A 20,786-nucleotide genomic window follows, 5' to 3' on the forward strand; every position below is an offset into this window, starting at 1 on the left:
ACGAGCCGCCGAGACGGCCACGAGGTCATACGGCCGCGTCGTGGGAGCGACCGGAACGGATGACGTCCGCCCGGGACGGCGGTTGCCGGGGCGACCGTCGCGGGAACGGCCCGCTGAGAGGGGCGTCAGCCCTGGGCGCGCCGAGCGGCGCGCTTGGCCGCCCGCTCCCGCTTCTCGGCCGCGTCTAGCCGGGCGGCTTCCTCGAGGGTGGGAGCGCCGCCGCCGTGGGAGGCGGGCACCCACCAGGCGCCGGGGTCCTGCTCCTCCGAGGGGTAGTCCCGGATCGCCTCGTCGAGCATCCCGGCCATCCGCTCCCGCAGGGCGGCGGTCTCCGCGACCGGGTCCTCGCCGGTGGGCCGCATCGGCTCGCCGACCTTGATGGAGATGGTCTTGCCGCGCGAGAAGTCCTTGGGGTGGTCCTTCGTCATCATCCGCTGGGTGCCCCACAGGATCACCGGCACCACCGGGACACCCGCGGCCGCGGCGATCCGCACGGCCCCGGTCTTGAACTCCTTGAGCTCCATGGCCCGGGAGATCGTCGCCTCGGGGAAGATGCCCACCACCTCGCCGGCCCGCAGGTAGTCCACCGCGGTGTGGTACGACGCGAGGCCCTCGCCGCGGTCGACCTCGATGTGGTGGAGGGAGCGCATCAGGGGCCCGGTCCACCGGTGGTCGAAGAGCTCCCGCTTGGCCATGAACCGGACCAGGCGACCGGAGGGGTTCGCGGCGAGCCCGCCGTACACGAAGTCCACGTAGCCGATGTGGTTGTAGGCCAGGAGCGCGCCACCGGAGCGGGGGACGTGCTCGGTGCCGGTCATCTGGAAGCGCTGGCCGAGCAGGCGGAACGCCGTCTTGGCGGTGACGATGATCGGGGGATAGGTCAGGTCACGCACGTCTACTCCTGCGGGCTGCTCCGCGCGACGGCGGCCTGGACGAGGGAGGCACAGACCTTGCCGAGATCGAGGCCGGCGGCCTGGATCGCGAGCGGCACGGTCGAGGTCTCGGTGAACCCAGGGGCCACGTTGACCTCGAGGAACCATACCCGGCCGTCCGCACCGACGATGAGGTCCGACCGGGACACGTCCCGCAGACCGAGCACCTCGTGGGCCCGCAGCGCGATCCCGGCGACCTCGGCGGACAGCTCGGGCGAGAGCGGTGCGGGCGTGATGAACTCGGTGGAACCGGCGGTGTAGCGGGCGGTGTAGTCGTAGACGCCGCCGTCGGGCCGGATCGCCACCGCGGGCAGCGCCCGGGGGCCCGAGCCGTCGTCGATGACGGCGACGGCGACCTCGAGGCCCTCGACGAAGTGCTCCAGCAGCGCCACGTCGCCGTAGGCGAACGCGTTGACCATCGCCGCCGGCAGCTCCTCGGCGGTGCGGACGACCGAGCAGCCCAGCGCGGAGCCGCTCTTGGCGGGCTTCACCATCAGCGGCAGCCCCAGGCGGGCGACCAACGCCGCCATCACCTCGGCCGCGCCGAGCTCGCGAAAGGTCTCGTGCGGCAGGCACACCGACGCGGGGGTGTCGATCCCGGCCCGGGCGACGATGGCCTTGGCGACCGGCTTGTCGAACGCCGCGCGGCACGCAGCCGGGGGAGCTCCCACGTAGGGGACCGACAGCAGCTCGAGGACCTCGCGGACCGCCCCGTCCTCGCCGGTCTCCCCGTGCAGCATGGGCACGACACAGGCCGGGCGCTCCGTGCGCAACGTGGCAAGCAGCGAGGCGTCCACGTCCCGCTCCGCCACCTCGCGGCCGGTGCCCCGCAGCGCCTCGGCGACCCGGCGACCCGAGCGCAGCGACACGTCCCGCTCGTGGGAGAGGCCGCCCGCAAGGACGAGCACCTGGCCGGTGGGTGCGTGACCCTCGCCGGTGGACGGGCCGGCTCCGGTGGACGGGCCGGCTCCGGTGGTCGAGCCTGTCGAGACCACGTGTTCTCCACTCATCATCGGTCCTCGTCCGCTCAGCTGAGGTCGCTGCTCGGCGCGTCGTACCCGCTGCGGGGTCCCAGGCCACGCGCCGGCGCGGCGGCCCCGAAGGTCTCCCGCAGCTCCATCTCGGCCTCCAGCACGCTCGCCAGCCGGCGCACCCCTTCACGGATCCGCTCCGGGGTCGGGTAGCAGAACGAGAGCCGCATGGACCCGGACCCGAAGCCGTCGGCGAAGAAGGCGGTCCCGGGGACGTAGGCCACCCGCGCGGTAACGGCCCGCGGGAGCATCGCCTTGGCGTCGATGCCCGGGGGCAGCGTCACCCAGACGAAGAAGCCGCCGTCGGGCTCGTTCCAGGAGCAGGAGGCCGGCATGTAGTCGCGCAGGGCGTCCATCATCGCGTCGCGGCGCTCGCGGTACATCTCCCGCATCTGCTTGATCTGGCCCTGCCAGTCGTGCTGGGAGAGGTACGTCGAGACGGCCATCTGGCTGAACGACGGGGGGCACAGGGTGGCGGACTCCTGCGCCAGCACCAGCTTCTCGCGCACGGCGTGCGGCGCGAGGGCCCAGCCGACCCGCATGCCCGGTGAGAAGGTCTTGGAGAAGGACCCGAGGTAGATCACGCCCTCGGCCTCGTCGGCGCGCAGCGCCCGCTTCGGCTCGCCCTCGAACCCGAGCAGCCCGTAGGGGTTGTCCTCGAGCACCAGGATGTCGTGGCGCCGGCAGATCTCGAGCACCTGCGGGCGCCGCTCCGGCGCCAGCGTGACGCCGGCGGGGTTGTGGAAGTTCGGGATCGTGTACAGGAACTTGATGGTCTTGCCCGCCGCGCGAACCGCGGTGATGGCCTGGTCGAGCGCCTCGGGCACCAGGCCGTCGGCGTCCATCTCCACGTGCACCACGTCGCACTGGAAGGACTTGAACACGCCGAGCGCGCCGACGTACGACGGGGCCTCGCAGAGCACGACGTCCCCGGGGTCGCAGAAGATGCGGGTGACCAGGTCGACCGCCTGCTGGGAGCCGACCGTGACCACGACGTCGTCGGGGTGCGCCTCGATGCCCTCGAGCTGCATCACGTCGCAGATCTGCTCGCGCAGGGTGGGGTCGCCCTGGCCGGAGCCGTACTGCAGGGCCACCGGGCCGTTGGCCGCGATCAGATCGGCGATCGCGCTGCCGACGACGTCCAGCGGCAGTCCCGAGATGTTCGGCATCCCCCCGGCCAGCGAGACGACCTCGGGCCGCGAGGCGACCGCGAAGAGCGCCCGGATCTCCGAGGCGGTCATGCCCGCCGTGCGGGCGGCGTACCGGTCGACGTAGGAGTCGAGGCGGGTCCCGGAACCGGGGGTCACGCGGGGCGCGGGGGTGTTGTCCATGACACCTCTAGCATGAACGATGGGAGTGCGGGTCGCACGCGCAGACCGGGGAGTGGGCGCGTCGGTCCGGTCACACCCGTCGGCACGGGCCTGGGAGGGACGCATGTCGCGCAAGATCGTGCGGTTGACGCTTGACCACCTCGACGCGCTGCCGGAGCCGTGCCGGTCCTGCGTGTTCTGGGAGCTGGACCCGGTGCGCCGCGAGCGGGTCGAGGACCCGCGGGGTGAGAAGGACGCCTGGGTCTCGCAGGTGCTGCGCGAGTGGGGCTCCTGCGGTCGGGTCACGCTGGTCGACGACCGGCCGGTCGGCTACCTGATCTATGCCCCCGAGGCGTTCGTGCCCGGGGCGGCGAGCTTCCCGACGGCCCCGGTCTCCCCGGACGCCGTCCTGCTCACCAACGTGTACGTCGACCCGGCCCACGCGGGCGGCGGGCTCGGCCGGATGCTGGTGCAGGGCATGGCGCGCGACCTGATCGAGCGTGGCGGGATCAAGGCGGTCGAGGCCTTCGGGGACACCCGCGGGGTCCGGCGCTGCGTGCCGCCCGTGGAGTTCCTCGGCAGCGTCGGGTTCAAGACCCAGCGGGCGCACGGGACCACGCCGCGGATGCGGATGGAGCTGCGCTCGACGCTGACCTGGAAGGACGAGCTGGAGGCCGCCCTCGAGCGGCTGCTCGGCGTCGTACGCCCCGCGAAGAAGCCAGCGCCCGCCCCCACGCCGAAGGCGACGAGGAGCGGGCGCACCGTCACGTGACGGAAGAGCCAGGTGGCTCAGGCGATGTAGTCGGCCAGCTCGTTGAGCAGCGTGGCCTTGGGGCGGGCACCGACGATCGACTTCACGACCTCACCGTTCTGGTAGACGTTGATGGTCGGGATGCCGGTGACGCGGTAGGACGAGGGGGTCACCGGGTTCTCGTCGACGTTCATCTTGAAGAACGTGATCTTGTCGCCGTGGGTGGACGCGATCTCGTCCAGGATCGGGGACACCTGACGGCACGGCCCGCACCACTCGGCCCAGAAGTCCACCAGGACGGGCTTGTCGGACTTGAGGACCTGCGCCTCGAACTCGGCGTCGGTCACGGCAGCGATGTTCGCCACGGGAACTCCCTTTCTCTTGAAGATCAGTGCTCAGTGAACACCAGGCCGGGGACAGTTGTTCCCCGACACCACGGCGTGCCGGGCAGGTCAGATGCCGGCGGTCTGGACGGTCGGGCTGAGCGGCTCCTCGGCCACGGCCTCCTGCGCCTCCTGCTGCGAGCCGGCCGCGTGGTCGAGGGTCGCGATGTAGCGCTCCGCGTCCAGCGCCGCGGCACAGCCGGTGCCGGCCGCGGTGATCGCCTGGCGGTAGTGGTGGTCGACCAGGTCGCCGGCGGCGAAGACCCCCGGCAGGTTGGTCGCGGTCGAGGGGTGCTCGACGAGCACGTAGCCGTCGTCGTCGAGGTCGACCTGCCCCTGCAGCAGCTCCGAGCGCGGGTCGTGCCCGATGGCGATGAACAGCCCGGTCACGTCGAGCGGGCGGGTCTCACCGGTCACGGTGTCCTTGAGGGTGACCGACTCGAGGCGGTCCTCGCCGTTGATCTCCTCGACCACGGAGTTCCAGACGATCTCGAGCTTGGGGTCGGCGAAGGCGCGCTCCTGCATGATCTTCGAGGCGCGCAGCTCGTCGCGGCGCACGATCAGCGACACCTTGGAGCCGAACCGGGTCAGGAAGGTGGCCTCCTCGACGGCGGAGTCGCCGCCACCGACGACGGCGATGTGCTGGTCGCGGAAGAAGAACCCGTCGCAGGTCGCGCACCACGAGACCCCGCGGCCGGACAGCTGCTCCTCGCGCGGCAGGCCGAGCTTGCGGTAGCCGGAGCCGGTCGCGAGGACCACCGCGCGGGCGGTGTAGGTCTCGGTCGCGGTCTTCACGACCTTGACCTCGCCGGTGAGGTCGACCTCGACGACGTCGTCGGGCACGAGCTCGGCGCCGAAGCGCTCCGCCTGGGCGCGCATCTCGTCCATCAGGGCCGGACCCATGATCCCGTCGCGGAATCCCGGGAAGTTCTCGACCTCGGTGGTGTTCATCAGCGCGCCGCCGGCGGTCACCGACCCCTCGAGCACGAGCGGGTGCAGGCTGGCCCGCGCGGCGTACACCGCCGCGGTGTACCCGGACGGACCCGAGCCGATGATGATGACGTTGCGGGTGCCGGACTCAGACATGGGGCGCTTTCACTCCTCGATCGGTGGACTGTCGGTTCAACCGATCGTAGGCGAGGGGCATTCCCCGCCGCGGGCCGCCGGGCGGTGGCCGGGCCGCTCAGGGCGCGGGCAGCGTGATCGACCGCAGCACGGAGGAGCCGCCGCAGCCGAACAGGTCGACGACCTGGGTGTCCCCGTTGGCGGCGCGGAAGGCGAGGACGCCCCGGTGCCCGTCGTACACGACCGGCACGAAGGTGCCGGAGCCCCAGTCGCCGGGGGTGCAGTCGATCTTGCCGCTCGCGTCCTTGAGGGCCTGGACGTCGGGGGCGTAGTACGCCGCGGACCGGTGGGTCAGCTGTCGGGCCCGGGCGACGTCGGCGGAGAAGTGGTCCGGGCGGACCCGGACGGGGTCGGTGAGGGCCTGCTCGGGTGCCGCCCCGCTGTTGGTCAGGCTGTCGGCGCCCGGCGCCGGCTCGTCCTTGCCCTGGTCGGACCCGGACCCGGCGCCGCCCGACTCGGCAACCGTGGCGCGGTCGGCGGTGGAGGCGCTCTCGCCCGAGCCACCCGAGTCGACCACCTGGTCGAGGCCGACGCCGATGGCCACGACCGCGGCCGCTGCCACCAGCACCGAGGTGACGCGGCGCCGGCGCCGCGAGGCCATGGCCACGACGTTGTCGGCCTCGTCGTCCGGGGAGCCGCCGTGCTGGGCGGCGAGGTCGGCCAGCACGCGGTCCAGCCGGGTCGCGACGTCGGCGGGCACCGGCTCGGTGTGCCGCGCGTCGGCGAGGAGGCGGCGTACCTCCTGCTCCTGCTCGGGGCCCAGGTCGGGCTCGTCGGGCATCGGGTACCTCCTCTCGGGTGCGGTGCTCGGTGGGGACGGTTGCTGGTGCGGTCGGTCCCGGTGGTCGGGTCAGCCCGCGGCGGGTGGTGCGCGAGGGGCGTCGGTGGATCGGACGGATGGGGTGGGGTCGGGGTTCCCGTCCGGCGGGTGGCCCCGCTCACCCTCGGGCGCCGGCACGCCGAGGAGCACGGCGAGCCGGGCCCGCCCGCGGGAGCAGCGCGACTTCACCGTCCCCACCGCGCAGTCGAGCATCTCGGCCACCTCGGAGACCGGGTAGCCCTCCATGTCCACGAGCACCAGCGCCGCCCGCTGCTCGTCGGGGAGCGTCGCCAGGGCCGCGAGCACCGCGTCCCGGCGGTCGCCGCGCACCGCGACCTCCGCGGGGTCCTCGCTCACGGGAGCAGCCGAGACGAGCGAGCCGCGGCGTTCGTACTCCTCGAGGTCGTCGGGGAGCGGCTCGGCCCGGCGCGAGCGCGAGGCCCGGATCCGGTCCAGGCACGCGTTCACCACGACCCGGTGCAGCCACGTCGTCACCGCCGCCTCGCCGCGGAAGGAGCCGGCCCGGCGGTACGCCGCGACCAGGCCGTCCTGGAGGCCGTCCGCCGCGTCGTCGGGGTTGCCCATGGTGCGGAGCGCGACCGCCCAGAGCCGGTCCCGGTGCCGGGCGAAGAGCGTGCCGAAGGCGTCGGTGTCGCCGTCGACGTGGGCGCGAAGCAGGTCGGCGTCACTGACGTCGTCGGGCCCGAGGGAACCGGTCATCCGCGGATCGCGACCTCGGCGACCTCACCACGGTAGCCACCCTCGGCCTGCGGCAGGGAGGTCAGCCAGACGGTGAGGAACCGGCCGCGCACCGGCCGGTCGAGGGTGATCCGCTGCTTGGTCCCGGCCGCGTCCTCGGTGGCCGCCGGGGTGAGCCCGGCCACGGCGGAGGGCGCCCGGTCGGTGACGTAGAGGGACACCCCGGTCGGGGCGCCCACGAGGGTGAGGTCGATGACGGACACGTCGTGGGCGGCGCCGAGGTCGATCGTCAGGCCGACGCCGGTCTTGAGGCCACCGGGGCCCATGTTCTGGTCGTAGGTCATCGTGCGCCACGCGGTCGCGGGGTTGCCGTCGACCGCGAGCGGCGCCAGCTCGCGGTGCTCCTCGGGCGGGTCGCCCTGCGGGTCGAAGTCCTGGGCGGCCAGGCCGGTGATCGGGGCGAGCGAGGAGCTCGGGGAGGGGGACTCCGACGGCGTGTCCTCGGGCTTGTCGCCGAGCGGCGTGCGCCCGCGGCCGAGGTTGAACGCGACCACGATGGCCAGCAGCAGCAGCAGGCTCGCGCCGATCGCGAACGCCAGTCGCAGCCAGCTCCGACCGGGGACCTCGTCGTCCTCCTCCTCGTCCTCGGCCACCGGGATCACGCCCGAGCCGGTCCCCGGGCCGGTGTCCCAGGGCCAGTAGTCGCGCGATCCCGTCGCGGCCGCGACGTGCGGGCGCGCCTTGCGCGCAGGCTGTCCCTCGGCGGGCTCGGGGGCGAACAGCGGCCGCTCGGGGACCTCCTCGAACGGGGGCGGAGGCGGTGGCGGGGTCGGCCGGGCCGCGAACCAGGACACGTCGTCGTTGTCGTCGTCGAAGATCGGGAGGCCGGCCTGGGTGGGCTGCTCGACCGACCCGGTCGGCGGGACCGGCGTCTCGGCCTGCTCACCGGTCTCGTCGTCGGCTCCGTCGGGCACCGACTCCCCGGCCTCGGCCTCGGCCTCGGCCTCGGTCTCGGTCTCGGGGTCGGGCTCGAGCGCCTCGGGCAGCGGGTCCGGCGTCGGGTCGGGCGTCGGGTCGGGCGTCGGGTCGGGCGTCGCGTCGGGCGTCGCGTCGGGGACCGGGTCCGCGGTCGCACCGGGCTCGGCCCGCCGCGGGGGCGGCGCGGAGGCCGCCGGGGCGAGACGGGGCAGCACGGCCGTGCGGGTGCCGCTGTGGCTGGCCGCCTCGGCCTCGGCCATCCCGGTCGGGTCGCCCACGAACTCGCGCAGGTACTCGGCGATGCCCCGGGCCGTGGTCAGGTCGTGGGCGTCGCGGGACCCGTGGCCGGCGTACGGGTTGACGACCTGGTCGCAGAGCGCGTCGAGCGGGCGCGGGATGCCGGCGCGGACCTGCCGGGGCCGCAGCACCCGCCCGTGCTCGTGCGGCGCCGCCGGTACGTCGGAGCTCGACGCCCCCGGCCAGCGACCGGTGAGCGCGGCGTACAGCAGGCCGCCGAGGTCGGTGACGTCGGTCGACACCCGGCCCGGCGCGAGGCCGTGCAGGGCCGCGTCGACGCTGAACCCGATGACGCGGATGGAGCCGGTGCGGTCGATGAGGACGTTCTCCGGCACCAGCCGGCCGTGGGCGACGCCGGCCTCGTGGCCGGCCGCCACCGAGGTGGCCACCTCCGAGACCAGCCACGCGGCCCGGCGCGGCGCGAAGGGCCCGTCGGTGGCCAGCATGATGTCCAGCGAGCTGCCGGCGCCCCACTCGTTGACGACGTAGCAGAACCCGTCGACCTGGTCGGCGTCGAGGACGCGGAGCAGGCGCCGGTCCGGGACCGTCGCCGACTGGCGGGCCGCCTCGAGCAGCAGCGCCGCCCGGTCGTCGTCGGCGTCGAGCACGTGCAGGGCGACGTGCCGCTCCAGGACGCGATCGTGGGCGCGCCAGAACCGGCCGTCCCTGCTCTCGACGAGCAGGTCGATCAGTCGGTAACGGTCGGCGAGGACGTCACCGGGCCGGATGGACTTCGGCACGCAGCTCCCCTCTTGGCGGACTAGTGGTCATCGTAGGCTCAGCGGCCCCTCACGGACGGGAGGCGTCTCGACACCATGTCGACGACCTCGGTCACCTCGGTCAGGCGCAGGAACCTGGCCAGGACCACGAAGAGACCGACGTCGACGAGGGTCACCAGCATCGCGCGCAGGGCGGCGACGGCGTTGTTCGGGTCGGCCCCGAGGACCCCGAGCAGGCGGAGCACGACGAACGCCGCAGTCGTCGAGACGGCGACCGCGATCCCCACCCGGACCAGGAAGCGGACCAGCGCCGGCGTCTCCAGGCCGCCGAGGAGGCGGCGCAGCACGGCGTACGACAGCACCGAGCCCACGGCGTACGACGCGGCGTAGGCGACGACCAGCGCCGGCGAGGTGTGCTCGGCGTCGGTGGCCGTGACCAGCGCCAGCGCCACGACGATGTTGGTGGCCGCGACGGCGCACTGGATGTAGAAGACCGTCCGGGTCCGCTCCAGGGCGTAGAAGCCGCGCAGCATCAGGTAGTGGACGGTGAACAGCAGGATGGCCGGGCCGAAGAGCGCCAGCGAGAGCGTGAACAGCTGGTAGCTGTCGCGGACCGCGCCGAAGGAGACCGTGTTGGCGACGTCGCCGGCGATCAGCGGCATCAGGCAGGCGAACGGGATGATCACGGCCAGCGCGCTGCGCAGCGTGCCGCCCAGGGTGTGCGCCAGGCCGCGCAGGTCGTCGTCGGCGGCCCGCGCGGCCAGCCGGGGCAGGATCGCGGTGGCCAGCGAGACGGTGATGACCGAGTGCGGCACCATCACGATCAGGAACGTCGTGGAGTAGACGGTGTACCCCGTGCCGGTCTCGCCGCCGGTGCCGCAGCCCGTGCCGCCCGAGGCCAGCCGGACGACGACGGTGTAGGCGATCTGGTTGACCACGACGAACAGCACGGTCCACACACCCAGCCGCAGGGTGTGGGAGAGCCCGGTGTTGCGGAAGTCGAAGCGGGGCCGGTAGGTGTAGCCGGCCGCCCGCAGGTACGGCAGCAGGATCAGCAGCTGGACCATGATGCCGACGGTGGCGCCGATGCCGAGCAGCATCTCCTGGCCGCTGGTGAAGGCGCTGTACTTCTCGCCCTCCGCGACCGGGCCGTAGACCAGCAGGTAGACCACGAGCACGGCGACCGAGATGACGTTGTTGGCGATCGGCGCCCACATCATCGGCCCGAAGCGGCCCCGGGAGTTCAGGATCTGCCCGACCAGCACGAACATCCCGTAGAAGAAGACCTGCGGCAGGCAGTAGCGCGCGAACGCGATCACCGACTCGCGCTGGTCGGTCAGGCCCGCCGAGTCGTAGCAGGAGTTCAGGTAGAGCGACATCACCCAGGGGGCGGCGGCGACCAGCAGGACGCTGACCACGGCGAGGAACAGCGCGGCCAGGGTGACGATCCGGTTGGTGTAGGCCTCACCGCCGTCGGGGTCGTTCTTCATCGCGCGGACCAGCTGGGGCACGAGCACGGCGTTGAACACGCCGCCCGCCAGCAGTATGTAGAGCATGTTCGGGATCGTGTTGCCGATCGTGAACAGGTCGGCGTGCAGCAGGTTGCCGAGGGCCGCGGTGAGCAGGAACGCGCGCACGAACCCGCTCAGCCTGGACACCACGGTGCCGGCCGCCATCACGGCGCTGGAGCTCAGGATCTTCTGGCTCTCCGAGGAGCTCATGACCACCTCCTCATGACTTGCTCGCCACCCGCACCCGCCGGAACAGCCGGACGGCGATCGCGCCGAACAGCAGGGCCACGCCGGTGCCCAGGATCAGCCAGATCACCTTGCTGACCTGGGCGGAGCGGATCGGCAGCTGGTCGGAGGAGCCGAGCGGGACTCCGTCGGCGTCGGTCACCACCAGGGTGACGTTGTGCACGCCCAGCCGGCGGAACGAGGCGTTGAGCAGCACGCTGGTCCGGCCGCCCGGGCCGATGTCCACGGTCTCCGGGCCCCGGATGGCCTGCGGCTCGTCGGTGAGCGCCTGGATGCTGACCGTGACCGGCTCGTCGAGACCGTTGCTGATGGTGGCCGCGAAGCGGCCGCTGGTGCTGGACAGGGTGACGGCGGGCGGGGCGTCGATCCGGATCGAACCCATCTCCTGCTCGATCCACGCGCGGGACCGGTCCGTCGCCGCCCGCGCCCCGTCCGGGCTGGCCCGGTGCCCGTACGACGTGGCCCGCATCGCCTGGTCGGCCACCGTCGAGGCCACGCTGTCGTTGTCGGTGAGCACGTTCTGCAGGGTCGCACCGGCCCGGATCAGCGCCTCGGCCGAGGAGAAGTTCGCGCTGTCGAGCTCGCTGCGGTCCAGGCGGGGCGGGTAGTCCAGCTGCTCCTGCGAGACCTGTCGCGCGATCCCGCCGGCCACGTCGCTGACCGTGGTGAGGTGCAGCCAGTCGACGTCGAGCCCCTCGAAGAAGCCGATGGTGCTGCTCGGGTTCCAGTAGGACGGCAGCACCACGACCAGCGGCGTCGGGTGCGGGCTGAGCAGGCGCAGCGCGGCCTCGGCGAGGATGCGCTGGCGCATCGCCACCGGGGCCAGCGGGTCGTCCGGGCCGGGGCCGCCGGTCGCGGCGTCCGTGGAGGTGGTCACCAGGCGCGCCCCCTTGGTCTCCGCAACCGCGGGTGGGTCGGCGCCGAACATCTTGTCGGTGACCAGCACGGTCGAGCGGCCGGGCGTGGGGCCGAGCGCGGAGGGGTCGAGGTACCCGCCGGGCGACGCCACCGCCGGAGTCATCGGCAGTCCCCAGGGCGCCAGCTCGTTGCCGCTGCGCTTGCGGGCCCGGCGGTAGAGCCCGGGGCCGCGCTCGGCCGCTGCCGAGACGTCCACGTCGCCGTACGGCAGGGCGAGGATCTCGGGGCCGTCGAGGGCCTCGTGCAGCCGGTCCAGCCAGGCGTTGCCCGACTCGGTGACGTCCGCGAGCGCCTGGGTCTGGCCCGCGGCCTCACCGCTGTCGCCCTCCCCGGACGGGGAGGCGGACGGGTCCGTCTGGGGGGTCTGTCCGCCGCCGTCGGCCTCCGTCAGGTCCGGTGCCAGGGACCGCGGCGGGTTGCCGAGGGTGAGAGTGCGCACCACGTCGGGGAGTCCGGGGTCGACGAGCCAGGTGATCGGGCGGAACCCGGCCGCGGCGCCGAGGTCGACCATCGAGCGCAGCCGGCCGCCCGGGGACAGGGCGGCGTTCCACCCCTCGACGTCCTCGACGCTGCCGTCGGGGGCGTAGGAGACCGTGCGCCGCAGCGGGAGCACCAGGGCGGTGTCGACCGCCTCCTTGGTGCGCGGCACCAGGGGCAGGAACGTCCGGGCGCGACCGTCGGCGCCGTCGAGGCGCCCGTCGGGCCCGGTGCCGAGCGCGTGCACCCCGAACCAGTAGACGCCGGGCTCGGTCACGTCGAGCAGCCGGTGGGGGAGGGTGATGGAGAACTGCATCGTCTCCCCGGGCCCGATCCGGGCGATCGTGTCGTAGCTGCCGGGATCGGTGATGCGCGCACCCACGTCGGTGGTGGGGTCGACGTCGCCGGCGTCGGCGAGCTCGGCACTCGAGCGGATCGGGGTCCCGCCCAGGAAGGCGAACGTGTAGACCTTCGTCCACGCGGCGTCGTCCTCGTTGGTGACCGAGCCGGTGACCCGGACCGGCCCCCTCCTCGGCACGTAGGACGGGTTGAGCGAGTCGATCGTGACCGACAACGGCGTCCGCTCCGCGGCGGGGCGGCGCGCGTGCACGGCGCGGGTGTGCACCTGGGTCGGGTGCACGGTGCTCTCGGTGGAGGCGGTCTGCTCGGGGTCCGTGGCGGCGGTCGCCGGAGACACCCCCGCCAGTGTCGCCGCGACCGCCACGAGGGCAGGCAGCAGCGTCGTGGGGCGGAGCACGGCCTTGACTCTAGCCGTCCGTCCAGCCGGCCCCGGGGCGGTGCTCCGGCCCGGCGCCGGCGGCCCGGCCGCTAGAGTTGCCCTCCGTGCCTGACGCCCCGCCGCCGCCTCTCCAGATGACTGACGTCCAGCGGTCGGTCGCCGCGGAGCTGGACCGGATCTCCCCGGTCATCGACGAGCTGGGGCGCCGCTTCCGGGACGCCGGGCACGAGCTGTCCCTGGTCGGCGGCCCGGTGCGCGACGCGATGCTCGGTCGCCGGCACAACGATCTCGACTTCGCGACCTCCGCCCGCCCCGAGCAGACCGAGCGACTGCTCAGGGGCTGGGCCGAGGCGATCTGGGACATGGGCCGGGCGTTCGGCACCATCGGCTGTCGCAAGGGTGAGTGGCAGGTCGAGATCACGACGTACCGCTCGGAGACCTACGACCCCACCTCGCGCAAGCCGGACGTCGACTTCGGGGACACCCTCGCCGGCGACCTGGGCCGGCGCGACTTCACCGTGAACGCGATGGCGGTCTCGGTGCCGGACCGGACCTTCGAGGACCCGTTCGGCGGCGTCGTGGACCTCGCGCACCGGGTGCTGCGCACGCCGGGGCGCCCCGAGGACAGCTTCTCCGACGACCCGCTCCGGATGATGCGGGCGGCCCGGTTCGCCGCGCAGCTCGGCTTCACCGTCGACCCCGCGGTCGTGGACGCGATGCGGGAGATGGCGGGCCGGATCGAGATCATCTCGGCCGAGCGCGTCCGCGACGAGCTGGTGAAGCTGGTCTGCGCGCCGTACCCCCGGCTCGGGCTGACGCTCCTGGTCGAGACCGGCCTGGCCGACCACGTGCTGCCCGAGCTGCCCGCGCTGGCCCTGGAGCGCGACGAGCACCACCGGCACAAGGACGTCTACGAGCACACCCTCACCGTGCTCGAGCAGTCGATCGACCTCGAGTCGCGACTGCCGGGCGGCGGGCCGGACTTCGTGTCCCGGTTCGCCGCACTGATGCACGACGTCGGCAAGCCGCGGACCCGCCGCTTCCTCGACGACGGCACCGTCACCTTCCACCACCACGACGTGGTCGGCGCCAAGATCACGAAGAAGCGGATGAAGGCGCTGCGCTTCTCCAACGACCAGATCGACGCGGTCACCACGCTGGTGGAGCTGCACCTGCGCTTCCACGGCTACGGTACGGGCGAGTGGACCGACTCCGCCGTACGGCGCTACGTCCGCGACGCCGGGGCGGAGCTCGAGCGCCTCCACGTGCTCACCCGCGCCGACTGCACGACCCGCAACCAGCGCAAGGCCGACCGCCTGCGCCGCACCTACGACGACCTCGAGGCACGGATCGAGCGGTTGTCGGAGGAGGAGGAGCTGGCCTCGATCCGGCCCGACCTGGACGGCAACCAGATCATGGAGATCCTCGAGATCGGACCCGGTCGCGAGGTGGGCCTGGCCTACAAGTTCCTGCTGGAGCTGCGGATGGACCAGGGCCCGATGTCGGCCGAGGCCGCTGAGGCCGCGCTGCGCGACTGGTGGGCCGCCCGGGGCTGACCACCGCCCGGCGGGGTCAGGCGGTGGCGCGCAGCTCGTCGCCGGCCAGCAGGGACCGGTAGCGCTCGGCGTATGACGCCAGGGTCGCGTCGTCGAGCGTCCGTGCGCCGTGCACCACCAAGGGCTCCGCGAGCGTCATGCCACACAGGTGGGCGGTGGCATCGAGCGGGCGCATCAGCTCGACCATGGTGAAACGGTTGTAGCCGCCCGGTTGGTACGACGCGTCCGGGCCGCCAGTGCTGGTGACCACCTGGAGCGTCTTGCCGTGGAGGGCGTCGCCCCCCGACCCGTAGGCAAAGCCATGGGTGAGGACCTGGTCCATCCACTCCTTGAGGATGCCGGGCACGGAGTACCAGTACCAGGGGAACTGGAGCACGACGGTGTCGTACCCGAGCAGCAGGTGCTGCTCGAGCGCGACGTCGAAGCCGTCGCGGAAGCGGGCCACGCTGAGGTCGCGCACGGTGACGCCCTCGAGGTCGCCGACGGCGTCGGCGAGCACGCGGTTGACGCGCGAGTCCGCGAGGTCGGGGTGGGCCAGCAGGACGAGGGTCCGGGAGGGGGACGACATGGTGCCTTTCGTTCTTCTTCGGGAGGCGGGCCGGGGTCAGACCCGGGTGAGGTGCGGTACGACGTGGGTGCCGAGGTCGCGCACGAACCGCACCGGGTCCGCGGCCGCGGCACCGAGCGGCACCACGTGGACCTCCTCGACGCCGGCGTCGGCCAGCTCGGCCATCGCCTCGAGGAAGCGGTCCGCGCCGTGGGCCGGGTCCAGCGGCCGCGGCAGCATGACCGTGCGCCGGATCCGGTCGTAGTCGGTGCCGAGCTCCTCGCAGTGCCGGCGCAGCACGCGGAACTTGTGCCGGGCCTCGTCGGCGGGGGCGTCGCCGCCGAGCACGAGGTTGCACGCGTCGGCGTACGCCGCGACCAGGCGCAGCGTCTTCCGCTCGCCGTTCCCGCCCACCATCACCGGCACCCGGTGCAGCGGCTGTGGGGCGCAGATGGTCTCCGCGAGCCGGTGGTGGGTGCCCTCGAACGGTCCGTCCTCGTCGCTCCACATCTGACGGACGATCCGCAGGGTCTCCTCGAGGCGCTCGAACCGCTCCGAGGTGGACGGGAAGGGCACGCCGTGGGCCAGGTGCTCGCGCTCGTACCACGCGGCGCCGAGGCCGAGGGCGGTCCGGCCGCCGGAGAGGACGTCGAGGGTCGCGACGATCTTGGCGAGCAGGCCGGGGTGTCGGTAGGTCACCCCGGTCATCAGCAGCTGCAGCTCGACCGTGCTGGTGTGTGCGGCCAGGAAACCGAGCGTGGTGTAGCCCTCGAGCATCGGCTGGTGCACGTCGCCGAGCATCTCCAGGCCGAGGTAGTGGTCCATCAGGGAGAGGTTGTCGACGCCGGCCTCGTCGGTCGCTCGGCCGAGGGCGGCCAGCATCGGGGCGATGCCGGCCGGGCCCCCGGGCGCGTCGAAGCCGACGAGGTGGACCCCGAGCCTCATCGGGCGGGCTCCTCGTCGCTCACCAGGACCGTGGAGCCGCGCATCCGGTCCGGGGCGGTCATCTCAGCGGACGATCTTGAAGTTGAACTGCGCGGTGCCGAGTGCGCCCATCAGCCGTAGCCAGATGGGCAGCAGCATCTCGGTGCCGCGGGCGGTCTCGAGGGGTCCGAGGTCGATCACGTCGTCGTGGCCGAAGCTCTCGAGCAGGCCGACCACGGTGGCCTTCGCCCCGGCGTCGTCACCGGAGACGAAGATCGTCGAGCTCTGCCCCAGCGACTTCGGGTCGGCCATCAGGCTCGCGGTCAGCGTGTTCAGGGTCTTGACGACCTTGGCCTCGGGGAAGGCGCGCTGGACCTGCTCGCCGAGGGAGTCGGAGTCCTTCACGAAGAGGGTGGGAGGGAAGCCGGCCGAGAAGTCGAGCGGGTTGGCGATGTCGAGGAGCGGCTTGCCGGCCAGGTTCTCCGCGCCGGCGAGGCGGAGCACCTCGAGGGCGACGTTGCCGTTGGAGGCGTTGACAACCAGCTCGGCGCCGGCGGCCGCGTCGGCGAAGGTGGCCAGGGCGACGCCCTGGTGGTCGCCGTGCCAGGCAGCGAACGGCGGGTTCCCCATGCCGTCCGGCTCGGTGCGGGCGAGGGTCGACGCGGGATCGCGGGTGCCGACGACCACGGAGTGGCCGAGCTCGTGCAGGCGGCCGGCGATCGCCTGGCCCACCATGCCGGTGCCGAGGACTGCGATGTTCATGGGTGGTTCCCTTCGTACGTGGACGAGGTAGACAGGTCTGTCTGCCCGATGGGTGGACGTTAGCAGACAGATCTGTCTACTATCAACACGTGGCCCCACCTTCTGCGCGCCAGCGCATCCTCGACACCGCCTTCCGGCTCTTCTACGCCCACGGGATCCGCGCCGTCGGGGTGGACCGGATCATCGGCGAGTCCGGCGTGGCCAAGGCGACCTTCTACAAGCACTTCCCGGCCAAGGACGACCTGGTCGTCGCCTACCTCGACCGGGTCGACGAGGTCTGGAGCGGCCAGCTGCACGCGGCGGCCGAGGCCGCCGGCCCGGACCCCGCGGACGAGCTGGTCGGGCTCTTCGACGCGTTGGCCTCGGCGTGTCGCCGCGACGGCTACCGCGGCTGCGCCTTCATCAACGCCGCGGCTGAATCGGCGCCGGGCACGCCGGTCCACGACCGCACCGTGGCCCACAAGCGTGAGGTGCTGGCCTGGGTGCGCCGCCTGGGTGTGGACGCCGGGGCCGCGGACCCTGACGGCCTGGCCCGCTCGCTCACGCTGCTCCTCGACGGGGGGCTGGCCAGCGGCGCGCTCGACGCCGACCCGGAGGCGGCGACCCGTGCGAAGGCCTCGGCGGCGCTGCTGGTGGCTGCGGCAACTTCGGCGACTGACAACGTTTGAAATCTGTCAGTTCATGTCCCATGATGGAGGCATGAGCACCCCCACCACCTCCGCCGGGCGCCGCCTCGGCCGCACCGGCCCCACCGTCTCCGCCCTCGGCCTCGGCCTGATGGGCATGTCCGACCTCTACGGCCCCGCCGAGGAGTCGGAGAGCATCGCCACGATCCACCAGGCCCTCGACGCCGGGGTCACGCTGCTCGACACCGGCGACTTCTACGGGATGGGCCACAACGAGATGCTGCTCCGCGAGGCGCTGCGCGGCCGCAACCGCGACGACGTGGTGATCAGCGTGAAGTTCGGCGCCCTTCGTGGCCCGGACGGCGCCTGGGCCGGCGTGGACACCCGCCCGGCGGCGATCCGGAACTTCCTCGGCTACTCCCTCAAGCGCCTCGGCACCGACCACGTCGACGTCTACCGGCCGGCCCGCTTCGACCCCAGCATCCCGATCGAGGAGACCGTCGGTGCGATGGCCGAGCTCGTCCAGGCCGGCTGGGTGCGCCACCTCGGCCTGTCCGAGGTCGGCGCCGAGACGCTCCGCCGTGCGGCCGCCGTTCACCCGATCGCGGACCTGCAGATCGAGTACTCCCTGCTCTCACGCGACATCGAGCGCGAGATCCTGCCGACGGCCCGCGAGCTCGGGGTCGGCATCACGGCGTACGGCGTGCTGTCGCGCGGGCTGCTCTCCGGGCACTGGAGCGCCGACCGCGACGTCCGTGACTTCCGCGCACACCTCCCGCGCTTCTCCGGCGAGAACCTCGAGGCCAACCTGCGACTCGTCGAGGCGCTGCGGCAGGTCGCCGCGGCCCGCGACACCACGGTCGCCCGGGTGGCGATCGCGTGGGTGGCGTCCCATGGTGACGACATCGTGCCGCTCGTCGGAGCCCGCACCCGGACCCGGCTCGTGGAGTCGCTGGGCGCGCTCGAGGTCGACCTCACCGCGCAGGACCTCGCCGCGATCGAGGCGGCCGTCCCGACCGACGCGGTGGCCGGCACCCGCTACGACGCCATGCAGATGTCGTTCCTCGACAGCGAGAAGTAACGTGCCGCCGTGGCCGAACCGCTGACCCGCGAGGGGATCCTCGACTCCGCCGAGCAGGTGCTGCGCCGCTACGGCCCGGCCAAGACCACCGTCGTCGACGTGGCCCGGGCCCTCGAGGTCAGCCACGGCTCGGTCTACCGGCACTTCCCCAGCAAGGCGGCGCTGCGCGACGCGGTCACGCAGCGCTGGCTGGACCGGATCTCCGCGCCCCTGGCGGAGGTGGCGGCGGGGTCCGGGAGCGCCGAGGAGCGACTCCGTGCCTGGGTGCGCACGCTCGCCGGGACCAAGCAGGGCATCGCCCGGGAGGACCCGGAGCTGTTCGCGACGTTCCGCAGGGTCACCGACGAGGCCGGCGAGGTGGTGGCGGCCCACGTCGGCCACCTCGCCGGCCAGGCCGGCCGGATCGTCGCGGACGGGGTCGCCTCGGGCGAGCTCGCCGCGGTCGACCCGGTGGTGGCGGGGCGCGCGGTGCTCCAGGCCACCGCGCTGTTCCACCACCCGGCGCACGCGGACGAGTGGGGTGACCCGCTGCTTGCCGACCAGATGGAGGCGGTGCTCGACCTGCTCCTCGACGGGCTGCGCCCGCGCCGTTGAGTGGCACGCGTCACGGTGCGCTGTTGAACATCTGTCAGTAGGTTCGCTCGTCAAGAACCTGTTCCACTCCCTGACCTCCGGAGCGTGCCCATGGCCACCGACTCGTCGACCGTCGAACCCCTGCTCGAGGAGACGATCGAGCTCGAGGCGCCACCGGTCGCCGTGTGGGCGCTGGTCTCGGACGTGGCCCGGATGTCGTCGTGGAGCCCGCAGGTCGTGAAGACCTTCGTGCGGGGTCGCCCGGTGCAGGAGGGGACGACCTTCTTCAACCTCAACCGCCGGGGCCCGCTGTTCTGGCCGACCCAGGCGCGGGTGGTGACCTTCGAGCCGCACCGCGAGCTCGCGTTCCGGATCAAGGAGAACTGGACCGTGTGGTCGTTCAGCCTCGAGCCCACCGGCTCCGGCACCCGGCTGACCCAGCGACGCCGCGCCCCCGAGGGCATCTCCGGTGTCTCGCGCGGCCTCACCCGGATCGCCCTGGGCGGTCAGCAGGTCTTCACCGACGAGCTGCTGGCCGGCATGCGCCAGACCCTGGAGCGGGTCAAGGCCGAGGCAGAACGCCGACCCGCCGCCTCTTGACGCGCGAAACGCCTCGACCCGTCGTCAGCTGACGACGGGTCGAGGCGTTCCAGCATGAGCTCACGACGGGTCGGTGCCCGCCGGGGAGGTCACTCCTCGTCGCGGATGAAGGCCTCCACGCGGCGGCGGCCCTCGTCGTCGGGGAGCTGCACCGGCGGGGACTTCATCAGGTAGGACGACGCCGAGATGAGCGGGCCGCCGATGCCGCGGTCCTTGGCGATCTTCGCCGCGCGGATCGCGTCGATGATGATGCCGGCGGAGTTCGGCGAGTCCCAGACCTCGAGCTTGTACTCCAGGTTCAGCGGCACGTCGCCGAAGGCGCGACCCTCGAGGCGCACGTAGGCCCACTTGCGGTCGTCGAGCCAGGCGACGTAGTCGGAGGGCCCGATGTGGACGTTCTTGTCGTCGATCTTGCCCGCCAGCGAACCGTGGAGGTTCGAGGTGACGGCCTGGGTCTTGGAGACCTTCTTGGACTCCAGGCGCTCGCGCTCGAGCATGTTCTTGAAGTCCATGTTGCCGCCGACGTTGAGCTGGTAGGTGCGGTCCAGCGCCACGCCGCGGTCCTCGAACAGCTTGGCCATCACGCGGTGGGTGATGGTCGCGCCGACCTGGGACTTGATGTCGTCACCGATGATCGGGACGCCCGCGTCCTCGAACTTCTTCGCCCACACCGGGTCGGAGGCGATGAAGACCGGCAGCGCGTTCACGAAGGCGACGCCCGCGTCGATGGCGCACTGGGCGTAGAACTTGTCGGCCTGCTCCGAGCCCACCGGCAGGTAGGAGACGAGCACGTCGGCCTGGGTGTCCTTGAGGACCTGGACCACGTCGACGCCCTCGCCGTCGGCCTCCTCGATCGTCTGGCGGTAGTACTTGCCGAGACCGTCGAGGGTGTGGCCGCGCTGGACGATGACCCCGGTCGGGGGCACGTCGGTGATCTTGATCGTGTTGTTCTCCGAGGCCTGGGTGGCCTCCGAGAGGTCGAAGCCGACCTTCTTGGCGTCGACGTCGAAGGCGGCGACGAACTCGACGTCCTTGACGTGGTACTCACCGAAGGTGACGTGCATGAGCCCCGGGACGGTGCCCTCGGGGTCGGCGTCCTTGTAGTACTCGACACCCTGGATCAGGGAGGTGGCGCAGTTGCCGACTCCCACGATTGCTACTCGTACCGAACCCATCGGGAT

Annotated in this window: 20 protein-coding genes; 6 read left to right on the forward strand and 14 right to left on the reverse strand. The window is 72.7% G+C overall.

Features of this window, described 5'->3' with window-relative positions:
• Positions 1–125: 125 nt before the first annotated feature.
• The 3 genes from ABD268_RS05860 to ABD268_RS05870 are packed head-to-tail and all read right to left on the reverse strand — an operon-like array spanning position 126 to position 3,294.
• Positions 126–893, reverse strand: a complete 768-nt coding sequence (locus ABD268_RS05860; protein WP_344148977.1) for a lysophospholipid acyltransferase family protein — start codon at positions 891–893, stop codon at positions 126–128.
• 2 nt (positions 894–895) lie between these two features.
• Positions 896–1,942 carry a D-alanine--D-alanine ligase family protein gene (locus tag ABD268_RS05865; protein ID WP_344148980.1) on the reverse strand — a complete coding sequence of 349 codons (1,047 nt, stop codon included), beginning with the start codon at positions 1,940–1,942 and terminating at the stop codon, positions 896–898.
• A 17-nt stretch (positions 1,943–1,959) separates the two neighbouring features.
• The gene (locus ABD268_RS05870; RefSeq protein WP_344148983.1) at positions 1,960–3,294 is read right to left on the reverse strand and encodes an aminotransferase-like domain-containing protein; all 1,335 of its coding nucleotides are present in this window, start codon (positions 3,292–3,294) and stop codon (positions 1,960–1,962) included.
• 103 nt (positions 3,295–3,397) lie between these two features.
• Between ABD268_RS05870 and ABD268_RS05875 the strand changes: the two genes are divergently transcribed.
• The gene (locus ABD268_RS05875) at positions 3,398–4,045 is read left to right on the forward strand and encodes a GNAT family N-acetyltransferase (RefSeq protein ID WP_344148986.1); all 648 of its coding nucleotides are present in this window, start codon (positions 3,398–3,400) and stop codon (positions 4,043–4,045) included.
• A 17-nt stretch (positions 4,046–4,062) separates the two neighbouring features.
• Here ABD268_RS05875 and trxA read toward each other — a convergent pair whose 3' ends face one another.
• From trxA to ABD268_RS05910, 7 genes are all read right to left on the reverse strand, one after another.
• Entirely contained in the window at positions 4,063–4,389 is a 327-nt protein-coding gene (gene trxA / locus ABD268_RS05880; RefSeq protein WP_344148989.1) for a thioredoxin, read from the reverse strand.
• An 87-nt stretch (positions 4,390–4,476) separates the two neighbouring features.
• Positions 4,477–5,493, reverse strand: a complete 1,017-nt coding sequence (gene trxB, locus ABD268_RS05885; RefSeq protein ID WP_344148992.1) for a thioredoxin-disulfide reductase — start codon at positions 5,491–5,493, stop codon at positions 4,477–4,479.
• Between the two features lie 97 nt (positions 5,494–5,590).
• On the reverse strand, positions 5,591–6,313 hold the full coding sequence (locus ABD268_RS05890) for a hypothetical protein (protein WP_344148995.1): 723 nt from the start codon (positions 6,311–6,313) through the stop codon (positions 5,591–5,593).
• Between the two features lie 69 nt (positions 6,314–6,382).
• Positions 6,383–7,072 (reverse strand): RNA polymerase sigma factor SigM, encoded by a 690-nt coding sequence (gene sigM, locus ABD268_RS05895; RefSeq protein WP_344148998.1) that lies wholly within the window; start codon positions 7,070–7,072, stop codon positions 6,383–6,385.
• Positions 7,069–9,066: a protein kinase family protein gene (locus ABD268_RS05900; RefSeq protein ID WP_344149001.1), complete on the reverse strand. Its 1,998-nt coding sequence runs from the start codon at positions 9,064–9,066 to the stop codon at positions 7,069–7,071. The genes sigM and ABD268_RS05900 overlap by 4 nt, the downstream gene beginning before the upstream one ends.
• Positions 9,067–9,104: 38 nt before the next feature.
• Positions 9,105–10,766, reverse strand: coding sequence for a murein biosynthesis integral membrane protein MurJ (gene murJ, locus ABD268_RS05905; RefSeq protein WP_344149004.1), 1,662 nt, complete (start codon positions 10,764–10,766; stop codon positions 9,105–9,107).
• Positions 10,767–10,776: 10 nt separating this feature from the next.
• Positions 10,777–12,954, reverse strand: coding sequence for a DUF6049 family protein (locus ABD268_RS05910; protein WP_344149007.1), 2,178 nt, complete (start codon positions 12,952–12,954; stop codon positions 10,777–10,779).
• Positions 12,955–13,070: 116 nt separating this feature from the next.
• Between ABD268_RS05910 and ABD268_RS05915 the strand changes: the two genes are divergently transcribed.
• Positions 13,071–14,492 carry a CCA tRNA nucleotidyltransferase gene (locus tag ABD268_RS05915; protein WP_344149009.1) on the forward strand — a complete coding sequence of 474 codons (1,422 nt, stop codon included), beginning with the start codon at positions 13,071–13,073 and terminating at the stop codon, positions 14,490–14,492.
• Positions 14,493–14,508: 16 nt separating this feature from the next.
• Here ABD268_RS05915 and ABD268_RS05920 read toward each other — a convergent pair whose 3' ends face one another.
• The 3 genes from ABD268_RS05920 to ABD268_RS05930 form a co-directional block, all read right to left on the reverse strand.
• Positions 14,509–15,060, reverse strand: a complete 552-nt coding sequence (locus tag ABD268_RS05920; RefSeq protein WP_344149012.1) for an NAD(P)H-dependent oxidoreductase — start codon at positions 15,058–15,060, stop codon at positions 14,509–14,511.
• A 36-nt stretch (positions 15,061–15,096) separates the two neighbouring features.
• Positions 15,097–15,984, reverse strand: a complete 888-nt coding sequence (locus ABD268_RS05925; RefSeq protein ID WP_344149015.1) for an LLM class F420-dependent oxidoreductase — start codon at positions 15,982–15,984, stop codon at positions 15,097–15,099.
• A gap of 63 nt (positions 15,985–16,047) precedes the next feature.
• Complete coding sequence (locus tag ABD268_RS05930) at positions 16,048–16,725, reverse strand: NADPH-dependent F420 reductase (RefSeq protein WP_344149018.1); 678 nt, start codon at positions 16,723–16,725, stop codon at positions 16,048–16,050.
• Between the two features lie 89 nt (positions 16,726–16,814).
• Here ABD268_RS05930 and ABD268_RS05935 point away from each other — a divergent pair, with 89 nt between their 5' ends.
• The 4 genes from ABD268_RS05935 (at position 16,815) to ABD268_RS05950 (ending at position 19,605) form a co-directional block, all read left to right on the forward strand.
• Positions 16,815–17,393, forward strand: coding sequence for a TetR/AcrR family transcriptional regulator (locus tag ABD268_RS05935; RefSeq protein ID WP_344149021.1), 579 nt, complete (start codon positions 16,815–16,817; stop codon positions 17,391–17,393).
• Between the two features lie 31 nt (positions 17,394–17,424).
• On the forward strand, positions 17,425–18,432 hold the full coding sequence (locus ABD268_RS05940; protein ID WP_344149023.1) for an aldo/keto reductase: 1,008 nt from the start codon (positions 17,425–17,427) through the stop codon (positions 18,430–18,432).
• Between the two features lie 9 nt (positions 18,433–18,441).
• The gene (locus tag ABD268_RS05945; protein WP_344149026.1) at positions 18,442–19,026 is read left to right on the forward strand and encodes a TetR/AcrR family transcriptional regulator; all 585 of its coding nucleotides are present in this window, start codon (positions 18,442–18,444) and stop codon (positions 19,024–19,026) included.
• A gap of 90 nt (positions 19,027–19,116) precedes the next feature.
• Positions 19,117–19,605, forward strand: a complete 489-nt coding sequence (locus ABD268_RS05950; protein WP_344149029.1) for an SRPBCC family protein — start codon at positions 19,117–19,119, stop codon at positions 19,603–19,605.
• Between the two features lie 89 nt (positions 19,606–19,694).
• Here the strand turns inward: ABD268_RS05950 and ABD268_RS05955 are convergent, their stop codons facing one another.
• Positions 19,695–20,780, reverse strand: coding sequence for an inositol-3-phosphate synthase (locus ABD268_RS05955; RefSeq protein WP_344149031.1), 1,086 nt, complete (start codon positions 20,778–20,780; stop codon positions 19,695–19,697).
• Positions 20,781–20,786: the final 6 nt, after the last annotated feature.

Source organism: Nocardioides koreensis (assembly GCF_039531775.1).
Lineage (GTDB): Bacteria > Actinomycetota > Actinomycetes > Propionibacteriales > Nocardioidaceae > Nocardioides > Nocardioides koreensis.